At 72.0% G+C, this 19,530-nt stretch carries 20 protein-coding genes, 1 tRNA gene and 1 pseudogene; 18 read left to right on the forward strand and 4 right to left on the reverse strand.

Going from position 1 to position 19,530, the window contains the following annotated elements; translation table 11 throughout:
* Positions 1 to 138 precede the first annotated feature (138 nt).
* The 11 genes from AB0C20_RS10360 to AB0C20_RS10410 all read left to right on the forward strand — a co-directional run bounded on the left by AB0C20_RS10360 (position 139) and on the right by AB0C20_RS10410 (position 9,851).
* Positions 139 to 471, forward strand: a complete 333-nt coding sequence (locus tag AB0C20_RS10360) for a PadR family transcriptional regulator (protein ID WP_074316865.1) — start codon at positions 139 to 141, stop codon at positions 469 to 471.
* Entirely contained in the window at positions 468 to 1,484 is a 1,017-nt protein-coding gene (locus AB0C20_RS10365) for a hypothetical protein (protein ID WP_357567757.1), read from the forward strand. Before AB0C20_RS10360 ends, AB0C20_RS10365 begins: the two co-directional genes overlap by 4 nt.
* Positions 1,485 to 1,613: 129 nt before the next feature.
* A complete protein-coding gene (locus AB0C20_RS10370) occupies positions 1,614 to 2,234 on the forward strand; it encodes a hypothetical protein (RefSeq protein WP_357567758.1) in 621 nt (206 codons plus the stop codon).
* Positions 2,235 to 2,434: 200 nt separating this feature from the next.
* The gene (locus tag AB0C20_RS10375; protein ID WP_328650945.1) at positions 2,435 to 3,121 is read left to right on the forward strand and encodes a dienelactone hydrolase family protein; all 687 of its coding nucleotides are present in this window, start codon (positions 2,435 to 2,437) and stop codon (positions 3,119 to 3,121) included.
* Between the two features lie 19 nt (positions 3,122 to 3,140).
* The gene (locus AB0C20_RS10380; protein WP_357190456.1) at positions 3,141 to 3,854 is read left to right on the forward strand and encodes a uracil-DNA glycosylase; all 714 of its coding nucleotides are present in this window, start codon (positions 3,141 to 3,143) and stop codon (positions 3,852 to 3,854) included.
* Between the two features lie 22 nt (positions 3,855 to 3,876).
* Complete coding sequence (locus AB0C20_RS10385) at positions 3,877 to 4,662, forward strand: DUF4129 domain-containing protein (RefSeq protein WP_357190458.1); 786 nt, start codon at positions 3,877 to 3,879, stop codon at positions 4,660 to 4,662.
* On the forward strand, positions 4,659 to 5,243 hold the full coding sequence (locus tag AB0C20_RS10390) for a hypothetical protein (protein ID WP_357190460.1): 585 nt from the start codon (positions 4,659 to 4,661) through the stop codon (positions 5,241 to 5,243). The genes AB0C20_RS10385 and AB0C20_RS10390 overlap by 4 nt, the downstream gene beginning before the upstream one ends.
* Positions 5,243 to 6,250, forward strand: a complete 1,008-nt coding sequence (locus tag AB0C20_RS10395; protein ID WP_091394243.1) for a MoxR family ATPase — start codon at positions 5,243 to 5,245, stop codon at positions 6,248 to 6,250. Before AB0C20_RS10390 ends, AB0C20_RS10395 begins: the two co-directional genes overlap by 1 nt.
* Positions 6,250 to 7,692, forward strand: a complete 1,443-nt coding sequence (locus AB0C20_RS10400; protein ID WP_357190462.1) for a DUF58 domain-containing protein — start codon at positions 6,250 to 6,252, stop codon at positions 7,690 to 7,692. The genes AB0C20_RS10395 and AB0C20_RS10400 overlap by 1 nt, the downstream gene beginning before the upstream one ends.
* A gap of 164 nt (positions 7,693 to 7,856) precedes the next feature.
* On the forward strand, positions 7,857 to 8,417 hold the full coding sequence (locus tag AB0C20_RS10405; RefSeq protein ID WP_357567759.1) for a hypothetical protein: 561 nt from the start codon (positions 7,857 to 7,859) through the stop codon (positions 8,415 to 8,417).
* 102 nt (positions 8,418 to 8,519) lie between these two features.
* A complete protein-coding gene (locus AB0C20_RS10410) occupies positions 8,520 to 9,851 on the forward strand; it encodes an NAD(P)/FAD-dependent oxidoreductase (protein WP_091394234.1) in 1,332 nt (443 codons plus the stop codon).
* A 111-nt stretch (positions 9,852 to 9,962) separates the two neighbouring features.
* Here the strand turns inward: AB0C20_RS10410 and AB0C20_RS10415 are convergent, their stop codons facing one another.
* Positions 9,963 to 11,822 (reverse strand): hypothetical protein, encoded by a 1,860-nt coding sequence (locus AB0C20_RS10415; protein WP_357190466.1) that lies wholly within the window; start codon positions 11,820 to 11,822, stop codon positions 9,963 to 9,965.
* A 101-nt stretch (positions 11,823 to 11,923) separates the two neighbouring features.
* Between AB0C20_RS10415 and AB0C20_RS10420 the strand changes: the two genes are divergently transcribed.
* The 4 genes from AB0C20_RS10420 to AB0C20_RS10435 all read left to right on the forward strand — a co-directional run bounded on the left by AB0C20_RS10420 (position 11,924) and on the right by AB0C20_RS10435 (position 14,188).
* Positions 11,924 to 12,004: transfer RNA gene (locus tag AB0C20_RS10420), tRNA-Leu, on the forward strand.
* A gap of 106 nt (positions 12,005 to 12,110) precedes the next feature.
* Entirely contained in the window at positions 12,111 to 12,926 is an 816-nt protein-coding gene (locus AB0C20_RS10425) for a Bax inhibitor-1/YccA family protein (protein ID WP_112671008.1), read from the forward strand.
* A 136-nt stretch (positions 12,927 to 13,062) separates the two neighbouring features.
* Positions 13,063 to 13,821 carry a Bax inhibitor-1/YccA family protein gene (locus AB0C20_RS10430; RefSeq protein ID WP_357190470.1) on the forward strand — a complete coding sequence of 253 codons (759 nt, stop codon included), beginning with the start codon at positions 13,063 to 13,065 and terminating at the stop codon, positions 13,819 to 13,821.
* Positions 13,822 to 13,867: 46 nt separating this feature from the next.
* Entirely contained in the window at positions 13,868 to 14,188 is a 321-nt protein-coding gene (locus tag AB0C20_RS10435; protein WP_357190472.1) for a hypothetical protein, read from the forward strand.
* Between the two features lie 12 nt (positions 14,189 to 14,200).
* Here the strand turns inward: AB0C20_RS10435 and AB0C20_RS10440 are convergent, their stop codons facing one another.
* The 3 genes from AB0C20_RS10440 to AB0C20_RS10450 all read right to left on the reverse strand — a co-directional run bounded on the left by AB0C20_RS10440 (position 14,201) and on the right by AB0C20_RS10450 (position 17,403).
* Entirely contained in the window at positions 14,201 to 15,463 is a 1,263-nt protein-coding gene (locus tag AB0C20_RS10440) for an acetyl-CoA C-acetyltransferase (RefSeq protein WP_357190474.1), read from the reverse strand.
* 78 nt (positions 15,464 to 15,541) lie between these two features.
* Positions 15,542 to 16,354 carry an SGNH/GDSL hydrolase family protein gene (locus AB0C20_RS10445; protein WP_238683177.1) on the reverse strand — a complete coding sequence of 271 codons (813 nt, stop codon included), beginning with the start codon at positions 16,352 to 16,354 and terminating at the stop codon, positions 15,542 to 15,544.
* Positions 16,351 to 17,403 (reverse strand): SGNH/GDSL hydrolase family protein, encoded by a 1,053-nt coding sequence (locus AB0C20_RS10450; protein WP_357567760.1) that lies wholly within the window; start codon positions 17,401 to 17,403, stop codon positions 16,351 to 16,353. The genes AB0C20_RS10445 and AB0C20_RS10450 overlap by 4 nt, the downstream gene beginning before the upstream one ends.
* A 150-nt stretch (positions 17,404 to 17,553) precedes the next feature.
* Here AB0C20_RS10450 and AB0C20_RS10455 point away from each other — a divergent pair, with 150 nt between their 5' ends.
* From AB0C20_RS10455 to AB0C20_RS10465, 3 genes and pseudogenes are all read left to right on the forward strand, one after another.
* Positions 17,554 to 17,910 (forward strand): YkvA family protein, encoded by a 357-nt coding sequence (locus AB0C20_RS10455; protein WP_238683179.1) that lies wholly within the window; start codon positions 17,554 to 17,556, stop codon positions 17,908 to 17,910.
* Between the two features lie 73 nt (positions 17,911 to 17,983).
* Positions 17,984 to 19,354, forward strand: coding sequence for a cystathionine beta-synthase (locus tag AB0C20_RS10460; protein WP_112679028.1), 1,371 nt, complete (start codon positions 17,984 to 17,986; stop codon positions 19,352 to 19,354).
* Between the two features lie 41 nt (positions 19,355 to 19,395).
* A pseudogene (locus tag AB0C20_RS10465) lies at positions 19,396 to 19,530 on the forward strand (transcriptional regulator); the annotation flags it as partial.

Consider the following 19,530-nt stretch of genomic DNA (forward strand, 5'->3'; position numbering starts at 1 on the left):
CACTGCATCCTGGATCGAGCACGATCAAGGCGTGTCCATGCCCCGTACTTCGCGCCCGTTGCCCCTGCTCGCGCCCGGCCCGGGCGTGTCGGACCGATCCGTTGACGCTACTTCGCAATACGCAGTAGTGTGCAATGCGTGGACACCACACAGTTGTTGAAGGGCGTGCTCGATCTGGCCGTCCTGGCCGTGCTCCGAGAGGAGGACGGTTACGGTTACGACATCCTGCGCCGGCTGCGCGAGGCCGGCCTGGAGGAGGTCGGTGACGCCTCGGTCTACGGGACGCTGCGCCGCCTCTTCGCCGCCGGCCTGCTCACCACCTACGTCGTGCCGAGCGAATCCGGGCCGCACCGCAAGTACTACTCACTCAACGCAGCGGGGCGTGACCAGCTCACCCGCTCCGGCAAGCTCTGGCGCTCGTTCGCCACCACAATGGACAGTCTGCTCGACGATCGGGGGATGGCGGCATGACCGTCGCGGAGCAGGAGATCACCGACTATGTGGCGCGGGTCCGGGCCGCTCTGGCCGACCTGCCGCCGGGGCAACGCGACGAGTTGACCGAGGATCTCGCCGACCACCTCACCGAGGTCGCCGCCGAGGCCGAGGGCACCCTGGTCGAGCGGTTGGGCGAGCCCGAGACGTACGCCGCCGAGCTGCGCGCCGCTGCCGGCGCCGCGCCGGGCGGCGGGCGCAACCTCGACCAGCGGGTGGCGAGCGCGATGGCCCGGGTCCGCGGCCGGCTGCGCACCATGGACACCCGTCTCGGCCCACCCCTGGGGTACGAGACGGCCAGCGACTTCCTCCGACTGCTGCGCCCGGCCTGGTGGGTGCTGCGCGGCTATCTGGCGGCGATGCTGGTCACGGTGGTCACCACCGGCGGCGAATTCGGGCTGCTACCGAGGCTCGGCGGTGAGCTGCTCGCCGGCCTGATCATGCTGATCGGCTTCGTGCTCGGCTCCATCTGGATCGGTCGCCGTTCGGCCCAGCTGACCCGCTGGCCGCGCTCGGTCGTGCAGGTGAGCAGCGCGGTGCTTGTGGTCTTCGCGCTCGCCGGGCTGGTCAACGCGGAGGACGGGCGTGACAACGACTACTACTACGACCAGACCTCGGTAGACAGCCAGTACAGCCAGGTCCGGGACGTCTTCGTCTACGACGGTGAGGGCCGGCTGGTGGAGAACGCCCGGCTCTTCGACCAGAACGGCAATCCGATCCGGCTCGGCTACCACCCGGACTGCCCGAGCCCGCTCGACGTCTATGGCCAGCCGTTGCTGCGGCCGTACCCGTACTGCCCGGATCAGGCTCCCTTTGGGCCTCGTGGCCCGGGAGTGCCTCTCCTGCCGACGCCACCCACGACCACGCCCGACCCGAGCAGCACCTCCGGCTTGACCGGAACGCCGACGCCGACGCCAACTGCCACCGGTCAGTCCACGGCGGGCCCGAGCGCCACACCGAGCGGCACACCGACCCCCACCCCGACCGGCTGAACGGGGTGTGAACTGGATCATGCGGGTGCGGCTGGGAAATAGCTGAACGGACGAGGCGAGCGGGACGGCACCGGAAATCAATGATCGTTACGGTGTCGTCTGCTCATCAACCCCTCGGAAGGAACCCCCGTGCCAGAGCAGGTCGCACCGCCCCCCGCGCCCGACGCCGCAACCCCTGAGCCGGCCGTCGAGACGCCGCAGGCGGCCGTGCCGCAGCAGGCCAAGCCGGAGTCGGCCACCGAGGCGCCGCAAGCGGCCGCGTCGGAGTCGGCCACCGAGACGCCGCAGGCGGCCGCGCCGCAGCAGGCCGAGTCGCAGCCGGCCACCGAGACGCAGCCGGCGGCCGAGCCGAAGGCGGAGAAGTCCGGTGCGAAGAAGGCCATCGGCATCGTCGGTGCGATCGTCGTCGTCCTCGTCATCGCCGGCCTGAAGTTCGGCGTCGCCTCGGCGATCGGCAACTACTTCAACAAGGACGAGACGGCAGCCGCCAAGACCGGCGACTGCATCGCCGAGCTGCCCGAGGTCACCGGCACCGAGCAGGAGGAGGTCGACGGCGCCAAGGTCGTCGAGTGCACCTCCACCGACGCGGCGTACAACGTGGTCGGTCGGGTGGACGGCCAGACCGAGGCGCAGGCCAAGGCCGACACCACCTGCACCCAGTTCTTCAAGGAGGGCCAGGAGGGGTACATCTTCTCCAGCATCGAGCCGGGCAAGACGGGCTACGTGCTCTGCCTCACCAAGAAGGTCTGACCACAGCGGTTAGCTCGGCATCGACGGCGGCGGGAGCAGACCCCGCCGCCGTCGGCGTACCCGGAGTCACCGGGGGGCGAACAGGAGGTGAATGCCACTGTTCCGGCGTCTTCCCGACGGCCGCGTGGCGTGGCAGGCTACCGGCACGTAGGACCACTGGGCGACCAGCCAACGATGACTGACCGCTAGGAGGACGGCCCATGGGCGAAATGGTGAGCTACCGCAGCAACGGGGGCACGAGCGAGGGGTATCTCGCGATACCCGCCAGCGGCACGGCCAGCCCCGCCGTCATCGTCATCCAGGAATGGTGGGGTCTGGTCCCGCACATCCGGTCGGTGGCGGACCGGTTCGCCGAGGCCGGCTTCGTCGCCCTCGCCCCGGACTTCTACCACGGTGAGACGACCAGCGAGCCGGACGAGGCACAGCGGCTCCTGCTGGCGATGAGGATGGACGAGGCGGCGAAGGACATCGCCGGAGCGGCCGACTATCTCGCCGGTCGGCCCGAGGTCACCGGTAAGGTCGGTGCCGTGGGCTTCTGCGCCGGTGGCAGCCTGGCCCTCTGGTCGGCCACCATCTCCGAGCGGATCGTCGCGACCGCCGGCTTCTATCCCGTGCTGCCCTGGGAGTCGATGCGCCCCGACTGGGCCGACTACGCCGGCAAGGCAGCGGTCATCCACTGCTCCGAAGAGGACGGCACCTCGGCCACCGACGGCGTACAGACCGCCCGGCGAGCCATCGAGGAGGCCGGCGGCGACTGCCACCTCTACGACTACCCGGGCACCTCGCACGCGTTCTTCAACGACGACCGGCCGGAGGCGTTCGACCAGCGCGCCGCCGCCAGCGCCTGGGCCCGCACCCTGGAACTCTTCCGGGCCAAGCTTGGCTGAGACGCGTACCCCCGCACAGGTGGTCGCCCGCGCAGCGCGGGCGGCCGACCTGGCCGACCTCGACGCGGCGGTGAGCGACTGTTTCGCCTGCCCGCGGCTGGTCCAATGGCGGGAGGAGGTCGCCCGCACCCGCCGGGCCGCCTTCCGCGACCAGGAGTACTGGGGTCGGCCGGTGCCGGGCCTCGGCACCGGTGACGCCCGGATCGCCGTCCTCGGGCTGGCGCCCGCCGCACACGGTGGCAACCGCACCGGCCGGATCTTCACCGGTGACCGGTCGGGTGACGTGTTGTTCGCCGCGCTGCACCGGGCCGGGCTGGCCAACCAGCCGACCAGCGTCGCCGCCGACGACGGGCTCACACTGCGCGACCTGCGGATCTTCTCGGCCGTCCGTTGTGCGCCTCCGGACAACAAGCCGACCCCACTGGAACGGGACACCTGCGCACCCTGGCTGCACCGCGAGGTCACGTTGATCCGGCCCACGCTGCGGGTCGTGGTCGCGCTGGGCGCGTTCGCCTGGGCGGCGTGGTGGCCGGTGCTCCGCGCCGTGTACGGGCAGCGCCCGCCCAGCCCGCGACCGGCGTTCGGTCATGGGGCACACTGGTCCGGCACGAACGCCCCGGACTTGCTCGGCTGCTACCACGTCAGTCAGCAGAACACCTTCACCGGGCGGTTGACACCAGGGATGTTGGACGACGTCTTCGGCCAGGCTAAACAGCTGGCCGGAGTGGACTGAGACGACGCGTGGGGTGGTGGCGATGACAGACGGAACACGCCCGCCCACACCGGTACCGTCCGCCGAGCCGGGTGTGCTGCGGCCGGTGCTCGGCCTGCTCCGCCGGTGGTGGCCGGTCGGCGCGGTCGCCGCCCTGCTGGCCGGTGCCGCGCTGGCGTCCGCTCACTCGTCGATAGGGGCCAGTCGCATCCCGCCGGCCGCGGACAACGTTCCCTGGGTTCCCGAGTACCCGACCGTCGAGCCGTCGCCGTCCATCCCGATCGAGCCACGCGACGCCGGCGAGGCCACCCAGGCGCACATCCCGCAGTGGGTCGGCACTGTGGCGGTGGTCCTGCTCGGGCTGGCCATCCTCGCCGCGCTCGGCTACCTCAGCTGGGTCCTGATCCGGGGAGCGCTGCGCCGTACCACCCGGGCACTACCCGCGCAGCGGGCCCGCCGTACCGCCGAGGGCACCGCCCGCGAGGTGGTAGCCGCCCTCGACGCCGGCCTGGTGGAACTCGACGACCAGGACACCGACCCCCGGGTGGCGGTGATCGCCTGCTGGGTGCGCCTGGAGGAGACAGCCGCCGCGGCCGGTGTGCCGAGGCTCGCCGGAGACACCCCGACCGACCTGGTCAGCCGACTGTTGCAGGGTGACCCTGCCGCGGGCGTGCCGGCCATCGCCAGCACCGACGTGCTGGCCGAGTTCGCGCACGTCTACCGGGAGGCCCGGTACGCCACCCACCCGGTCGGCGAACGCACCCGGGACCAGGCCCGTGCCGCGCTCGTCCGGCTGCGCGGAGAGCTCACCGCGGTGGTGACCTCATGAGCAGCACCAGCATCGACGATCTGCTCGCGTTCGAGGAGGAGGCCGCGCCGGCCGGTCCGCAGGCGCGCCCGTCCCGATGGCGTCCGGTGCTGCGTTCGCTCGCGTGGGCCGCCGCCGTGGTAGCTGTCCTGCTGGTCGGCCTCCGCGCTGTGGGCCTCCAGGTCTCGCTGCCCGTACTGATCGCCGGGGTGCTCGCCGTGCTGGCGGTCCGCCGGGTCACCGCCCTGCTGGCGCCGCCACCCCCGCCGCCGCCGGCTCGCCAGGCCGGCGCGGGCGAAGAGGACGGCAGCTACAACTGGGACGCCCGGGACGCGCTGCGTGGCGCGATCAACCAGTGGGAACGCCCCCTGGACTGGTCCTCGAACCGAACCGAACGTTTCACCGAGGTGGTCCTACCCCGGATCGGTGAACTGGCCGACGAGCGGATGCGGCTGAAACACGGCGTCACCCGTGAGTCGGATCCCGCCCGCGCTCGCGTCCTGCTGGGCGACCGCCTGTGGACGTTCCTGGAGACCCCGCCTCGCCGCACCCCGTCGCCGCGCGACCTCGCGGTGATCGTCGCCGAACTGGAGAGCATCTGATGAACGACGTGGACCGGAGCATTGCCCCCGCCGAGGTCGGGCACCTGGCTCGGGCGGTCCTGGACGCGGTCGGCACCGTCGTGGTCGGCAAACGGGACGCGTTGGAGCTGGTCCTCGCCGGCATCCTCGCGGGCGGGCACGTGCTCCTGGAGGACCTGCCAGGGCTCGGTAAGACACTGACCGCCCGCTCGTTCGCCCAGGCCCTCGGGTTGGACTTCCGTCGGTTGCAGTTCACTCCCGACCTGCTCCCCGCCGACGTCACCGGCTCCTTCCTGTACGACCAGCGCAACGGCGACTTCACCTTCCGGGCCGGCCCGGTCTTCACCAACCTGCTCCTCGCCGACGAGATCAACCGGACGCCGCCGAAGACCCAGTCCGCGCTGCTGGAGGCGATGCAGGAGAAGCAGGTGTCGGTCGAGGGTGTGACCTACAAGCTCGACGAGCCGTTCCACGTGCTGGCCACCGCCAACCCCATCGAGTACGAGGGCACCTACCCGCTGCCGGAGGCGCAGCTGGACCGGTTCCTGCTGCGGGTCTCGTTCGGTTACCCGCAGCACGAAGAGGAGTGGGAGGTGCTGCGCCGTCGGATGAGCCGGCGCCGGGAGGAGGCGGACATCAAGGCGGTGGTCGACGCGGCGACGCTGCGGGCCATGCAGGCCGCCCTGGAGGACGTGGTGGTGGAGGACTCCATCGGCCGCTACATCGTGTCGCTCACCGCGGCCACCCGGGAGCACCCGTCGGTGTTGGTCGGCGCCTCACCTCGTGGTTCGCTGGCGCTGCTGCTGCTGGCCCGGGTCCGCGCGGTGTTCGGCGGCCGGGACTACGTGGTGCCGGAGGACGTCAAGTCGGTGGCGGCGCCCGCCCTGGCCCACCGGATCACCCTGCGCCCGGAGATGTGGTTGCGCCGTGTCGACCCGGCGTTCGTGGTGGGCGAGGTGCTGGAGGCGACTCCCGCCCCGGCCAGTGGCGCGCTGCCCAGCTACGCCGCCGGCGGGCCCCGGCACTGATGACCGGACCGACAGTGTCGACGGCCACCGAAGCGGAACCGGCTGCCGGCTGGGCGCCCACCCCGGCGCTCGGCCGCGCGGTGCTGCTCGCCGGCCTGCTGCTGGTGGCCGGGGTGCTGCTGGGCCGGGTGGACCTCATCGTGCTCGCCGCTCCGTTCGCCTTGGGCACCGCGTACGCGCTGCGTCGACGGCCCACGTCGCTGCCCCAGGTGTGGATCACCCAGGGTGACGGTGGGCCGCTGGTCGAGGGCGGTGACGTGGCGGCGGCGGTGAGCGTCGGAAACCCGGACACTGTCGACTACGACCTGGTGGTGATGCGTACCCGCGTGTCGCCGTGGCTGCGGATCGACCGGGCCGGCTTCGCCCGTGACGGGGCCGTCGACGACGGGGAGCCGAGCGCCACGGCGGAAACCGGTGCGACGGCACAGGGCAACGGCGGGCGCCGATCCGTCGCGGACCGGCCGTTCGTGACGTCGGTGCCGATCGGCGCCGCCGTGGACCTGGAGCTGGCCGGCAAGGCAGTGCGCTGGGGCCGGCACCCGGTCGGCCCCGCCGGCGCCCGAGTCGCCACCGCCGGTGGTCTGCTGGTCTCCCGGGCGGTGATCATCGAGCCGGAACGGGTGCGGGTGTACCCCCGTACCGAGCCGTTCGAGGCGGTCGAGGCGATGCCCCGCGCAGCCGGCCTGGTCGGGGCGCACCACTCTCGTCGCCCGGGAGAGGGCGGCGAGCTTGCCGGCGTACGCGTCTTCGCCCCCGGGGACCGGCTGCGCCGGATCGACTGGCGCGTCTCGTTGCGGGCCCGGCAGCTGCACGTGGCCGCCACCCTCTCCGACCGGGACGCGGAGGTGGTGGTGCTGCTCGACGTGCTCGCCGAGGCGGGCCGCTCCGGTGGGGTGGGCGGCGCCGCCTCGGTGCTGGACACCACAGTCCGGGCCACCGCCGCGATCGCCGAGCACTATCTGCACCGTGGTGATCGGGTCTCACTGCTGGAGTACGGGCCGGCTGCCCGCCGGCTCCGGCCGGCCGCCGGACGGCGGCAGTACCTGACCGTCCTGGAGTGGTTGCTCGACGTCCGGGTCCACGCGTCCGCGCACGAACCGTACGACCAGGTCTTCGGCCCGCAGTTGCTCTCCTCGGACGCGTTGGTGGTGGTGCTCACCCCGCTGCTCGACGAACGGTCGGCGCAGATGCTCGCCCGGTTGGCCCGCGGTGGGCGGTTCGTGGTGGCTGTCGACACGCTGCCGACCGACCTGGCGTCGCCGAAGGACCGGGGTTGGGCCGAGGTGGCGTACCGGCTGTGGCGCCTGGATCGGGAGATCATGATCGGGCAGCTCCGGGAGCACGGCGTGCCGGTGGTGCGCTGGGCGGGTGCCGGCAGCCTGGACCAGGTGTTGCGGGACGTGGCCCGGTTGGCGACCGCCCCAAGGGTGGGTGGCCGGTGAGCGCGAGGAGTGAGCTTGCGAGCCCCGCAGTCGCGAACGGAGGGCGGGTGCGGTGAGCGCGAGGAGTGAGCTTGCGAGCCCCGCAGTCGCGAACGGAGGGCGGGTGCGGTGAGCGCGAGGAGTGAGCTTGCGAGCCCCGCAGTCGCGAACGGAGGGCGGGTGCGGTGAGCGCTTTCGCGGAGCGGGTTCGGGCGGCGCAGTACGCCGTCGCTCGCGTCAGCGTGGCCCCGCTGCTGGTCCGGGCCGGGATCTTCGTCATCGTGTTTGCCGGGTTCGCCCTGGCGTTTCCCTCGGAGGTGCTTTCCGGGCGGCCGATCTTCTTCCTGGCGGTGGCCGCCCTGTTGCCCGCAATCGGGCCGCGCAAGGTCTGGACGACCTTCACGGCGTTGGTCACTGTCGGCGGCTGGCTGCTCGCCACCGACGGGTACGGCCGTCCGGTCACCCTCTGGCGGCTGCTCGCCGTCGCGGCCCTGCTCTACCTGGGTCACACCCTCTGCGCGCTTGCCGCCCTGTTGCCGTATGACGCGATGGTGGACCCCGAGTTGATCACCCGGTGGTTGGTGCGGTCGGCCGCCGTGCTGTTGGGTTCCGCAGTGCTCGGCGTGCTGTTGTTGCAGGCGACGGGGACGGGTGGCGGTGCCGGATACCAGTGGGTGACAGTGCTGGGGCTGCTGGTGGCGGTGGGGACGGCAGTGTTGCTGGGCTGGCTGCTGCGGCGTCGGTGACCGTTGTGACTTGAGGGTTACGCAGGTCACATGGGTTGTGCTCCGTCACAGATGGGGGGCGCGAGCGGGATTACCTGAGCCGGCCGGGGAAAGATAGACAACGTGAATCCGAAGCGGATCCTTGTGGTTGGTGCCGGGCACGTCGGTCTGTACGCGGCCCTGCGCCTGTCGAAGAAGCTCAGCTCCCGTGAGGCTGAGGTCATGGTGGTTGACCCCCAACCCCACATGACCTATCAGCCGTTCCTGCCGGAGGCGGCGGCGGGCAACATCTCCCCGCGGCATTCCGTGGTGCCGCTGCGTCGGGAATTGCGCCGGTGCAAGATGGTGGCCGGCACGGTCACGCGGATCGAGCACGACCGCAAGGTGGCCACCGTGCAGCCGATCAGCGGCCCGGCCCGGGAGATCACCTACGACCACGTGATCGTGGCCCCGGGTTCGGTCTCCCGCACCCTGCCGATCCCCGGTCTGCACGAGCAGGGCATCGGGTTCAAGACCATCGGCGAGGCGATCTACCTGCGCAACCACGTGCTGGATCGGCTCGACGTGGCGGCCGCCACGCCGGATCCGGACGTCCGCCGTTCGGCGCTGACCTTCACCTTCGTCGGCGGTGGGTACGCCGGCATCGAGGCGCTCGCCGAGATGGAGGACATGGCTCGCGACGCCCTGCGTTACTACCCGGAGCTCAAGCAGGACGAGGTCCGCTGGGTGCTGGTCGAGGCCACCCAGCGGGTGCTGCCCGAGGTCGACCGGGACATGGGCGCCTACACCGTGCAGCAGCTGATGAAGCGCAACATGGACATCCGGCTGGACACCCGACTCGAGTCCTGCGTCGACGGGGTGGTCAAGCTCTCCGACGGTGACAGCTTCCGCTCGGACACGATCGTCTGGACGGCCGGCGTGAAGCCGTCGCCGATGCTGGACTCGACCGACTTCCCGCGTGACGACCGTCGTCGGATCACCTGCCTGCCCACGCTCCAGGTGGTCGACGGTGACCAGGTGCTCGAGGGTGCCTGGAGCGCGGGCGACTGCGCCGCAGTGCCGGACCTGACCAAGGAGCCGGGCAACTTCTGCTCGCCGAGCGCTCAGCACGCGGTGCGCCAGGCCGCCCGGATGGCCGACAACATCACGGCCGTGATCCGGGGTCGCGAGCCGGTTAACTACAAGCACAAGCACGTCGGCAGCGTGGCGAGCCTCGGCCTGCACAAGGGCGTGGCCCAGGTGTACGGCATCAAGATGACCGGTTGGCCGGCGTGGGTCATGCACCGGACGTACCACATGAGCCGGATCCCGTCGTTCAACCGCAAGGTCCGCGTGGTGGTGGACTGGTCGTTGGCGTTCTTCCTCAAGCGCGAGGTGGTCGCCCTGGGCCAGCTGCACGACCCGCGCGAGGAGTTCGTCGAGGCCTCCCAGCCGGTCGGCGCGCCCCGCGTCTGACCACAGACCGACGCTGACCCCGTCGATCTTGCACTTCCGGATGCTGTTATGCGCCTTCTGGTGCGTCTTGTCCGGACAGAAAATGCAAGATCGGCGGGGTTTCTGGTTGGTCTAGACCTTCCACGTCCAGGCGTCGGCGATGCGGGTGGGTGGGCCGTAGAGCTGTTCCAGGGTGGCGCGCAGGCTCTCCGCGTGGGGGGCGTCATCGGTGAGCGCCACGCAGGAGGCGTCCCAGAAGTCGGCGTCGCGGGCGGCCTGTCGGCGCTGCTCGTCGCCGATGGCCGGCTGGTCGCCGCGGCGGGCGACATCCGCCAGTAGCGCGGAGGTGGGCTGCTTGAACGTGCCCATCGCCGCGCTGCCACCCCTCCCGTACGGGCCGATGAAGAAGCCTTCCGGCAGCCCGAAGCCGGCGTCGGCGGCGGTCGCCCAGCGCATCGGCCAGGGCTCCTTCGGGGTGGGCAGTGGCACCGGGACCAGCACCCCGCCCGGCGGTACGCACTGCCGCCAGTGGCCGCCGGCGATGAACTCCGGCACGGCGGGTCGCCCGGCGGTCGGCAGTGGGGTCGGGAAGATCGGCAGCAGCGCCACGCCGACGGCCAGGGGCACCAGCCGCCGCGCCCGACCGGAGCTGCGCACTGCCCTGTCGACAGCGAGCGCCAGCAGCGTCGCGACGATCGGCAGCAACGCCAGCGCGAACCGCATCGGCAACGCCCCGTCCACCACCGGCAGCCCTCCGATCACTGCGTACGGGCCGGGGATCGCCGTCCTGGTGCCGCCGAGCACCACCTCCGGGCCGAGCGAGAGCGCCCCCATCACCAGGCCCGCCATCACGCAGGCGAAGACCAGCCGGCGTCGCCCGGCCCAGATCGCGCAGACCGCGGCGACCAGCAGCAGTGGCCAGCCGAGGAACGTGTTGTACTCGGCGGGGCCGGTGGTCAGCCGGGCGGATGCGTCGCTGCCGGCCACCGACAGTGGGGAGAGCGCCCACCAACTGCTCAGGTCGGCGGAGAAGTAGGCCGGGGTGAACATCCCGTCGGCGACTCCCTGCGGCCCGGCGAACTGGAACCACAGCGGATAGCCGAGCACCAGCAGGGCGAGCCCGGCGGCGATCGCCAACCCGCCGACGAACCCGGGGAGCGCCCGACGGGCCAGGTCCCGGTCCGCCACGGCGTAGCTGATCGCCATCACCAGCAGCGTGATCGCGGCGAGGAAGAGCACCTCCTCGCCGATGAAGACCTGCGCGCTGACCGCGCCGGCCAGCCCCGCCGCGGAGGTGAACAGGCGACGACGGTCCGGCCCGGTGGCTCGGGTACGGCCGGCCTCGTCGGGGATACCGGGCCCCGGGTCGGCCGCCCGCAACAGCCGGACCACCAGCCAGACGATCACCGGCACCAGCCACTGGGCGGTCATGTGCAGATGGCTGTTTGTCTGCGACACCATGCCGGGTCCGAATCCGCACAGCCCGCCGCCGAGGGCGGCGGCCACCCGGCGGACGCGCAGCGTCCGGTGGAACAGCAGGTACCAGGCGAGTGCGGTGCCGGCGAGGTTGCCGGCGGCGATCAGCGCGAAGGTGACAGGTGCGCCCAGTAGCAGGGTGACCGGCGCGAAGAGGACGCCGAGGGCGATCACGGTGGTGTTGGCCATCAGGTTCACACCGTCGGGAGCGTTGAGCCGGTCGGTGAGCAGGTCGAAGTCGCCGAGCAGCGCGCGGGCGTCCACCGCCAGGAACCACTCGTAGAGGGTCTGGTCCTCCGGGTTGAGCGCCAGGATGCGGCCGCCCGGGTCGGGCCACAGCCCGTTGGTGAGCCAGCCGGCCAGCACCGCGAAGAGCAGAGCGGCCAGCAGGTCCGCCCGGTGGCGGCGGACGCCGGCCAGCAGCCGGGTGGCCCGGGGTCGGCGGTTGACCTGATCGGCGAGGCGGAATGCCTGCTCAGGGGCGGCGTCGGGGGCCGTGGGGGCTGCGCTGCTCACGGCATCGACCCTAATGTGGCCGGGCCGGCGGGGTACGCCGGGTCGCCGCAGACCGGCTACGGTGACATTGCACCAGGCGTGTCGGCGCGCCGGTGCCACTCGCCCGGGTGGTGGAAAGGCAGACACGGCCGCCTTAAAAGCGGCTGCCGAAAGGCGTGCGGGTTCGACCCCCGCCCCGGGCACCGGTCGACTCACACATTCTCATTCGTGATCTCCAGGACTTGGCTCTGCCGTTTACTCTTGGAGGGCACGTTCACGTGCAAACGACCCCCTGAGGGAGGCCAGACAGTGAAGACCTCGAACCCGGTGCTCGCCCGGCTCGGCCAAGCGGCCGAGCGGGAGCGCTCCGCCGGGTACGCCCCGGCCGGGCCGTACGGACAGCCCGGCATTCCCCAGCAGTACCCGTCCCAGGCCGGTTACCCGGCCGCGCCGCCGACCGTGGCGCCGATGACCGTCGACGACGTTGTCGTCAAGACGGTCGCTCTGCTCGGCATCCTCGGCATCACCGCCGCGGCCGCCTGGGTGCTCGTGCCCGACGCGCTGGTCGGTACCGCGTGGATCGGCGCGGCGGTGGTCGGCCTGGTCCTCGGCTTGATCATTTCGTTCTCCCGGATGGCCAACCCGGCGCTCGTGATCGCGTACGCGGTCGTCGAGGGTGTCTTCGTCGGCATGGTCAGCAAGGCGTTCGAGACCCGTTACGACGGCATCGTGCTCCAGGCCGCCGTGGCCAGCTTCGGCATCTTCTTCCTGATGGCGATGCTCTACAAGGCGAAGGTCATCCGGGCCACCCCGGCCTTCGTCAAGGGCATGATCGCCGTGATGGTCGGCCTCTTCGCGGTCATGATGATCAACCTGGTGCTCGCGCTGTTCGGCGTCAACACCGGCCTGCGCGACGGCAGCCCGCTCGCCATCGGGTTCAGCCTGGTCTGCATCGCGGTCGCCTCGCTGAGCTTCGTGCTCAGCTTCAAGGAGATCGAGGACGGCGTCCGGATGGGCCTGCCCCAGCGCTACTCCTGGGTGGCCGCGTTCGGCATCCTGGTCAGCCTGGTCTGGCTCTACATCGAGATCCTGCGCCTGCTGAGCTACTTCCAGGGCGACGACTGACCTCGTCCGCACTGCCGACCGGCGCCCGTCCCCACTCCGGTGGGGGCGGGCGCCGTCGTCCGCGCCGTTTGCCCGCCGCCGCCGGTCCGCCCGGGGCAGAGTGACTTCGGGGGGTACGCGGGCGAAGGAGGCGGCGGTGCGCAGCAACAACCCGGTGCTCAACCGGCTGGACGAGACCGGCCGGGTGGAGGCCCGGGTGCTCGGCGCCCGTGACGTCGAGCCGATGACAGTCGACGACGTGGTGGTCCGTACCGTCGGGTTGCTGCTGGTGACAGGCGTGGCCGCGGCGGTGTCCTGGGCGGTGATCCCCGACGCGGTGTGGCTGGGCGCCGCGTTGGCCGGCAGCGCGCTCGCCTCGATCGCGTTGGTCCTGGTCATCTCGTTGCGAGCGATCACCAACCCGGTGCCGATCGTCGGCTACGCGATCCTCCAGGGCCTGCTGCTGGGGGTGGCGAGCCGCACCTTCGAGCAGGTCTACCCGGGCATCGTGGTGCAGGCGGTGGCCGGCACCTTCGGCGTCTTCCTCGGCATGGCGGCGCTCTACCGGGCCCGGGTGATCCGGGCGACGCCTCGACTGGCCCGCCTGGTGATCGGCACCCTGCTCGGCATCGCCGTGCTCAGCGTGGTCAACCTGGTGTCGTACCTGATCACCGGGCGGTCGGGCCTGGCGGTCTACAGCGTCAGTGGGGAGGTCGGCTGGCTGCCGTACGCCTTCTCGGTCGTGGCCATCATCGCCGGGGCGTTCAGCTTCATCCTCGACTTCGATCTCGTCGAGCGCTCGGTGCGGGACGGCCGAGCCCGTCGGTACGCGTGGCTGAGCGCGTTCGGCCTGCTCACCGGGTTGGTCTTTCTCTACTGGCAGTTGCTGCGGCTGCTCAGTTACCTGCGCCGCTGACCGGCCCTACCCGGCGTGGTCGGTGCCGGCCGTAGACTCGGCGGCGATGAGCGCAGCGGAGTTGGACAAGGCCGTGCAGTTGCTGGTCCGTCAGATCGCGCACTGGCAGCAGCCCCGGTGGGCGGCGGTCGCGACCACCGGCAACGTGTCCCGCGCCGACCTGGTGCACCGCCTGGTGCAGGAGGTCGCCAACCTGGCCGCCGACGCCGAGGGGGAGCCCCGTCGGGTGGTGCCCCGGCTCGACAACGACCTGGCCCTACCCGATCAGTTGCGGGTCGTCGCGGCGGACCTGCTGGCCGCCGACCCGGGGGCCGAGGCGCTGGCCCGGGTCGCCGCCGAGGTGACGGCGACCCGCAGCGCGCTCTGAGAGCAGCTCGGCTCAGCTGAGCCGTTCCAGCACCATGGCCATGCCCTGGCCACCGCCCACGCACATGGTCTCCAGACCGATGGTCTTGTCGTGCCACTCCAGCGCGTTGAGCAGGGTGCCGGTGATCCGGGCGCCGGTCATGCCGAACGGGTGGCCGACCGCGATGGCCCCGCCCATCACGTTCAGCTTCTCCTCCGGGATGCCCAGCTCGCGGTAGGAGGGGATGACCTGCGCGGCGAACGCCTCGTTGATCTCAACGAGGTCGACGTCGTCGATGGTCATGCCGGCCCGGCGCAGCGCCTGCCGGGACGCCTCGACCGGCCCGAGACCCATGATCTCCGGCGACAGGGCTGTCACACCGGTCGAGACGATCCGGGCCAGCGGGGTGAGCCCGAGTTCCTCGGCCCGCTGGGCGCTCATCACCACGACGGCGGCGGCGCCGTCGTTGAGCGGACAGCAGTTGCCGGCGGTGATCCGACCGTCCGGGCGGAACACCGGCTTCAGGCCGGCGACCGCGTCGAGGGTGACGCCGGCCCGGGGCCCGTCGTCGGTGCTCACCACGGTGCCGTCCGGCGTGGTGACCGGGGTGATCTCCCGGGCCCAGAAACCGTCGGCGATGGCCTTCTCGGCGAGGTTCTGGCTGCGTACGCCGAACTCGTCCATGTCGGCGCGGGTGACGTCGTACACCTGGGCCAGGTTCTCCGCGGTCTGTCCCATGGTCAGGTAGATGTCCGGCAGCTCGCCGGCCTCGCGCGGGTCGGACCACACCTCGGCGCCGCCCTGCGCGCGGCGCTTCGAGCGCTCACCGGCCGGCCCGAAGCGGGGGTTCTCCCAGCCGCCGCCGACCAGGGCCTGTGCCTCGGGCGGCAGCCCGTCGGAGCTGCCCCGGGCGTAGCGGGAGACCATCTCCACCCCGGCGGAGACGAACACGTCGCCCTCGCCGGCCCGGATCGCGTGCATCGCCATCCGGGTGGTCTGCAACGAGGAGGCGCAGTAGCGGGTCAGCGTGGCGCCGGGGACAGTGTCCAGACCGAGGAGGGTGGACACCACGCGGGCCATGTTGAAGCCCTGCTCGCCGCCGGGCAGGCCGCACCCGAGGTAGAGGTCGTCGATAGTGGTCGGATCGAGCGCGGGGACCTTGTCCAGCGCGGCCCGGACGATGGTCGCGGCGAGGTCGTCGGAGCGGACGTCGCGCAGGGACCCCTTGTGCGCCCGGCCGATGGGGGAGCGGGCGGTGGCGACGATGACGGCGTCGCGGGACGACTCAATCGGCATGGACCAACGTTAACCCGCCGGTAACATGGCGCGGAAGAAGCCGGCGCGGCGGGAAATGTCACCCTGGCCGGGAACGATCTAGCGCCGGGTCGTGGCAGCCGCCGCGGCGACGATGGCGGGCAGCAGCGCGTGCGCCCACACCCGGTAGCCGTCGGCGGAGGGGTGGAAGCCGTCCTGGCAGAGCGTGCCGGCGTCGGCCCGGAACACCGGCCCGGTCTCGGTGGCCAGATCGACCACTGAGCCGCCCGCCTCCAGCACGGCAGTGGTCTGCGCGCGAGCCACCCGACGCCCGGACCAGCCGACCACCTGGCGCAGCGGAGGCGCTATGGCACGCACCGCCCCGAGGTCGGGGCAGGTGCCCACCACCACCTCGACGCGCGCCTCGCGCAGGCGGTGCACCGCCGCGCCGAGATAGGCCGCCGCGTCGGAGGGTCGGCGCAGCCCGGTGGCGTCGTTCGCGCCGATCAAAATCAACGCCACGTCGGGCCGTTCACCGAGCAGGGCCCGGGCCACCTGGGTTGCGAGGTCCGTCGAGCGGGACCCGGAGACGCCGACGCTGGACAGATGCACCCGGCGGCCGGTCGGGCCCTCGGCGAGCAGGTTGGCCAACTGCCCGCCGATGGTGTCCTCCAGACGGTCGACACCGACGCCCAGTGCCGACGAGTCACCCAGCAACACGAGTCGCAGCGGGGAGGCGCCCGCCCTGCCGATCGTCGCGCGCAGCGCAAGGCCGAGCTCCGGTTCGGCGTAGCGTCGGTGCCGGGCGATGAAGGCCTCACCTGCGAGGACGGCGGCGCCCCCGACGGTGCCGGCGAACAGCGAGATCGCCGCCGCCCGACCCAGTCGGCCGGCGAGGCCGGAGGTCACGCTCCGCGCGCTGCGCTCGTTCATGCCAGTCCCTCCACTGTCGAGGTGTCCGAGGCGGACCCGTGCTGCGGCACCGCGCCGACACCGAAGAACGCCCGTCGGCGCAGCTGCGCCCACCGGCCGGCCGGCCCTCGGTCGCGGCCCCGGACCTGGACGCCGCTGACCTCCGTGCCGGCGTGTCGAGCCGCCTCCTGCGCGGCCTTCGGCAGCGACCGTACGCCGTCGCCGCGCGTCGGTGTGGCCCGTCGTTCCGGGGTCGCGCCGAGGGCGGAGAGCATCGTCGGCAGGAGCGCGGCGGCGGCCATCGCGTACCCCTCGGCGGAGGGATGGAACCGGTCCCAGGCGAACATCCGGGTCGGCTCGGCCGCGAACCGGGGGCCGAGCAGGTCACCGAGGGAGACCGTCCACCCGCCCGCCTCGACCACGGCCACCGTCTGGGCGGCCGCGAGCTGGCGGCTCCAGCGGTGCGCCAGCCAGCGCAGAGGCGGCTGGATCGGGCGGATCGCGCCCAGGTCGGGGCAGGTGCCGACGACCACCTCGCACCCCGCGTCGCGCAGTGTGTGCACCGCCTCGACCAGGTAGCGCACCGCCAAGCCGCGTGGGGTGCGGTTGGTGATGTCGTTGCCGCCGATGAGGATCACCGCGATGTCGGGTCGGCACTCCAGCGCCGCCTCCACCTGGTGGCGCAGCGCCGCCGAGATGGCGCCGACCACCGCGAAGCGGTGCAGCTGCACCGGCCGGTGCAGTCGACGGGACAGGCCGGTGGCGAGCAGCGCCCCGGGGGTCTCCCGACGGCGGTGCACCCCGTAGCCGGCCGCCGACGAGTCACCGAGCACGACCATGGTGAGCGCCGGACCGGGGAACTTCGCGCCGTACATCCCGTCGCAGCGGGGCGGCGGCGCCTCGGCCATCGGGATGGTCCGTCGAGCCTGGCGGGCCTGGCCGACCAGCACCCCGCCGGTCGCCACCGCGGCCGCCGCGGTGGCGCCTGTCCCGATGGCGGCCAGCCGGACGAGCCGCCGGGCCTGCTGCCAGCGCTCACCACCGGGTACGACGGAATGTGCCACCCCCATACCGCGACATTATCGCGCTGGCCCGACACACCGCTGTCGTCGTGACGGCACCCGGGTGCCTGGAAACCGACGCGACGGGGTACCTGGGTTCCAGAGGCCGGCCGACTTGCGCCGACCCGCCACGCTGATCCGGCGGAGAGGAGCGCGACGATGGGTAAGACACTGAAGCGCAGCGCGGCGTTCACGGCCCTGGCGCGGGCCCTGGCGACCGGGGCGCGCAACGGGCCGTCGATCGGCACGCGGTTGGCCGCGCTGCCCCGGATGATCAGAGCCACCACCAAGGGGGAGTACGACGGCGGCCTTCGGCTGGCCCTGATGACCGCGGCGACGGCGTACATCGTCTCGCCGATCGACCTGCTTCCGGAGATCCCGCTGGCGATCTTCGGGCTGGCCGACGACGCGGTAATGGTCACCTGGTTGGCCGGAAGCGTGCTCGCCGAGACCGACCGGTTCCTGGAGTGGGAGGCCCGCCGCAGCTCGGTCATCCCCGGGGGGTTGGTGCCCTGACGACACGTACGCTGGGCGGTGAGCAAACGTCTTCCCGGCCGCCCACCGCCGGCGCCGCAACGAAGGGCACACCGTGCAGTACTACGACAACGTCGTCGACATGATCGGAAACACCCCGCTGGTGCGTCTGCGTAACGTCACCGAGGGCATCCAGGCCACAGTGCTGGCCAAGGTGGAGTACGTCAACCCGGGCGGCTCGGTGAAGGACCGGATCGCGCTGCGGATGGTGGAGGACGCCGAGGCCGCCGGCCTGCTCAAGCCCGGCGGCACCATCGTCGAGCCGACCAGCGGCAACACCGGCGTCGGGTTGGCCCTGGTGGCCCAGCTCAAGGGCTACAAGTGCGTCTTCGTCTGCCCCGACAAGGTCAGCCAGGACAAGCAGGATGTGCTCCGGGCGTACGGCGCCGAGGTGGTGGTCTGCCCGACCGCCGTCGCGCCGGAGGACCCGCGCTCGTACTACAACGTCTCGGACCGGCTGACCCGGGAGATCCCCGGCGCCTGGAAACCCAACCAGTACAGCAACCCGGCCAACCCGCGCTCGCACTACGAGACGACCGGTCCGGAGCTGTGGAAGCAGACCGACGGCGAGCTCACCCACTTCGTGACCGGCGTCGGCACCGGCGGCACCATCTCCGGCATCGGCCGGTACCTCAAGGAGGCGTCCGACGGCCGGGTGCGCGTCGTCGGGGCCGACCCGGAGGGCTCGGTCTACTCCGGCGGCACCGGCCGGCCGTACCTGGTGGAGGGCGTCGGCGAGGACTTCTGGCCGGAGACGTACGACAGGGGTGTCGCCGACGAGATCGTGGAGGTCTCCGACAAGGCGTCCTTCGAGATGACCCGGCGACTGGCCCGCGAGGAGGGGCTGCTGGTCGGCGGTTCCTGCGGAATGGCGGTCGTGGCCGCCCTGGAGGTCGCCCGCCGGGCCGGCCCGGACGACGTGGTGGTGGTGCTGCTGCCCGACGGCGGTCGTGGCTACCTCTCCAAGATCTTCAACGACTCGTGGATGGCCCGGTACGGCTTCCTCGACAACTCCGGCGCAGAGCCGACGGTGGCCGACGCGCTGGCCAGCAAGCCGGGCGGGCTGCCCGAGCTGGTGCACGTGCACCCGACCGAGACCGTCCGCGACGCGATCGACTACATGCGTGAGTACGGCGTCTCGCAGCTGCCGGTGCTCAAGGCCGAGCCGCCAGTGGTGACCGGTGAGGTCGCCGGCTCGATCGCCGAGCGGGACCTGCTCGACGCGCTGTTCACCGGCCAGGCCCACCTGCACGACACGATCGAGCGGCACATGGGCGACCCGCTGCCGATGATCGGTGGTGGTCAGCCGGTGAGCGAGGCGGTGGGCATGCTGGAGAAGTCCGACGCCGCCCTCGTCCTGGTCGACGGCAAGCCCAAGGGCGTCCTAACCCGCCAGGACCTCCTGTCCCACCTAGGCGCCCACTAAGCCCACCCCGCCCCGCCCCGCCCCGCCCCGCCCCGCCCCCAGCCCTCGCCGATCTTGCACTTCTTGTCGCCTGAATGTCGCTAACGCGGCGTTTTGTCACGACAGAAACGCGCCCGCGCCCAGGAGATCCCGCCGAAGTTCCTGGAGAGCATCCTTCTCCAGCTGCGCCGGGGCGG

This window comes from Micromonospora sp. NPDC048843, assembly GCF_040649965.1.
In the GTDB taxonomy this organism is placed as follows: Bacteria; Actinomycetota; Actinomycetes; order Mycobacteriales; family Micromonosporaceae; genus Micromonospora; species Micromonospora hortensis.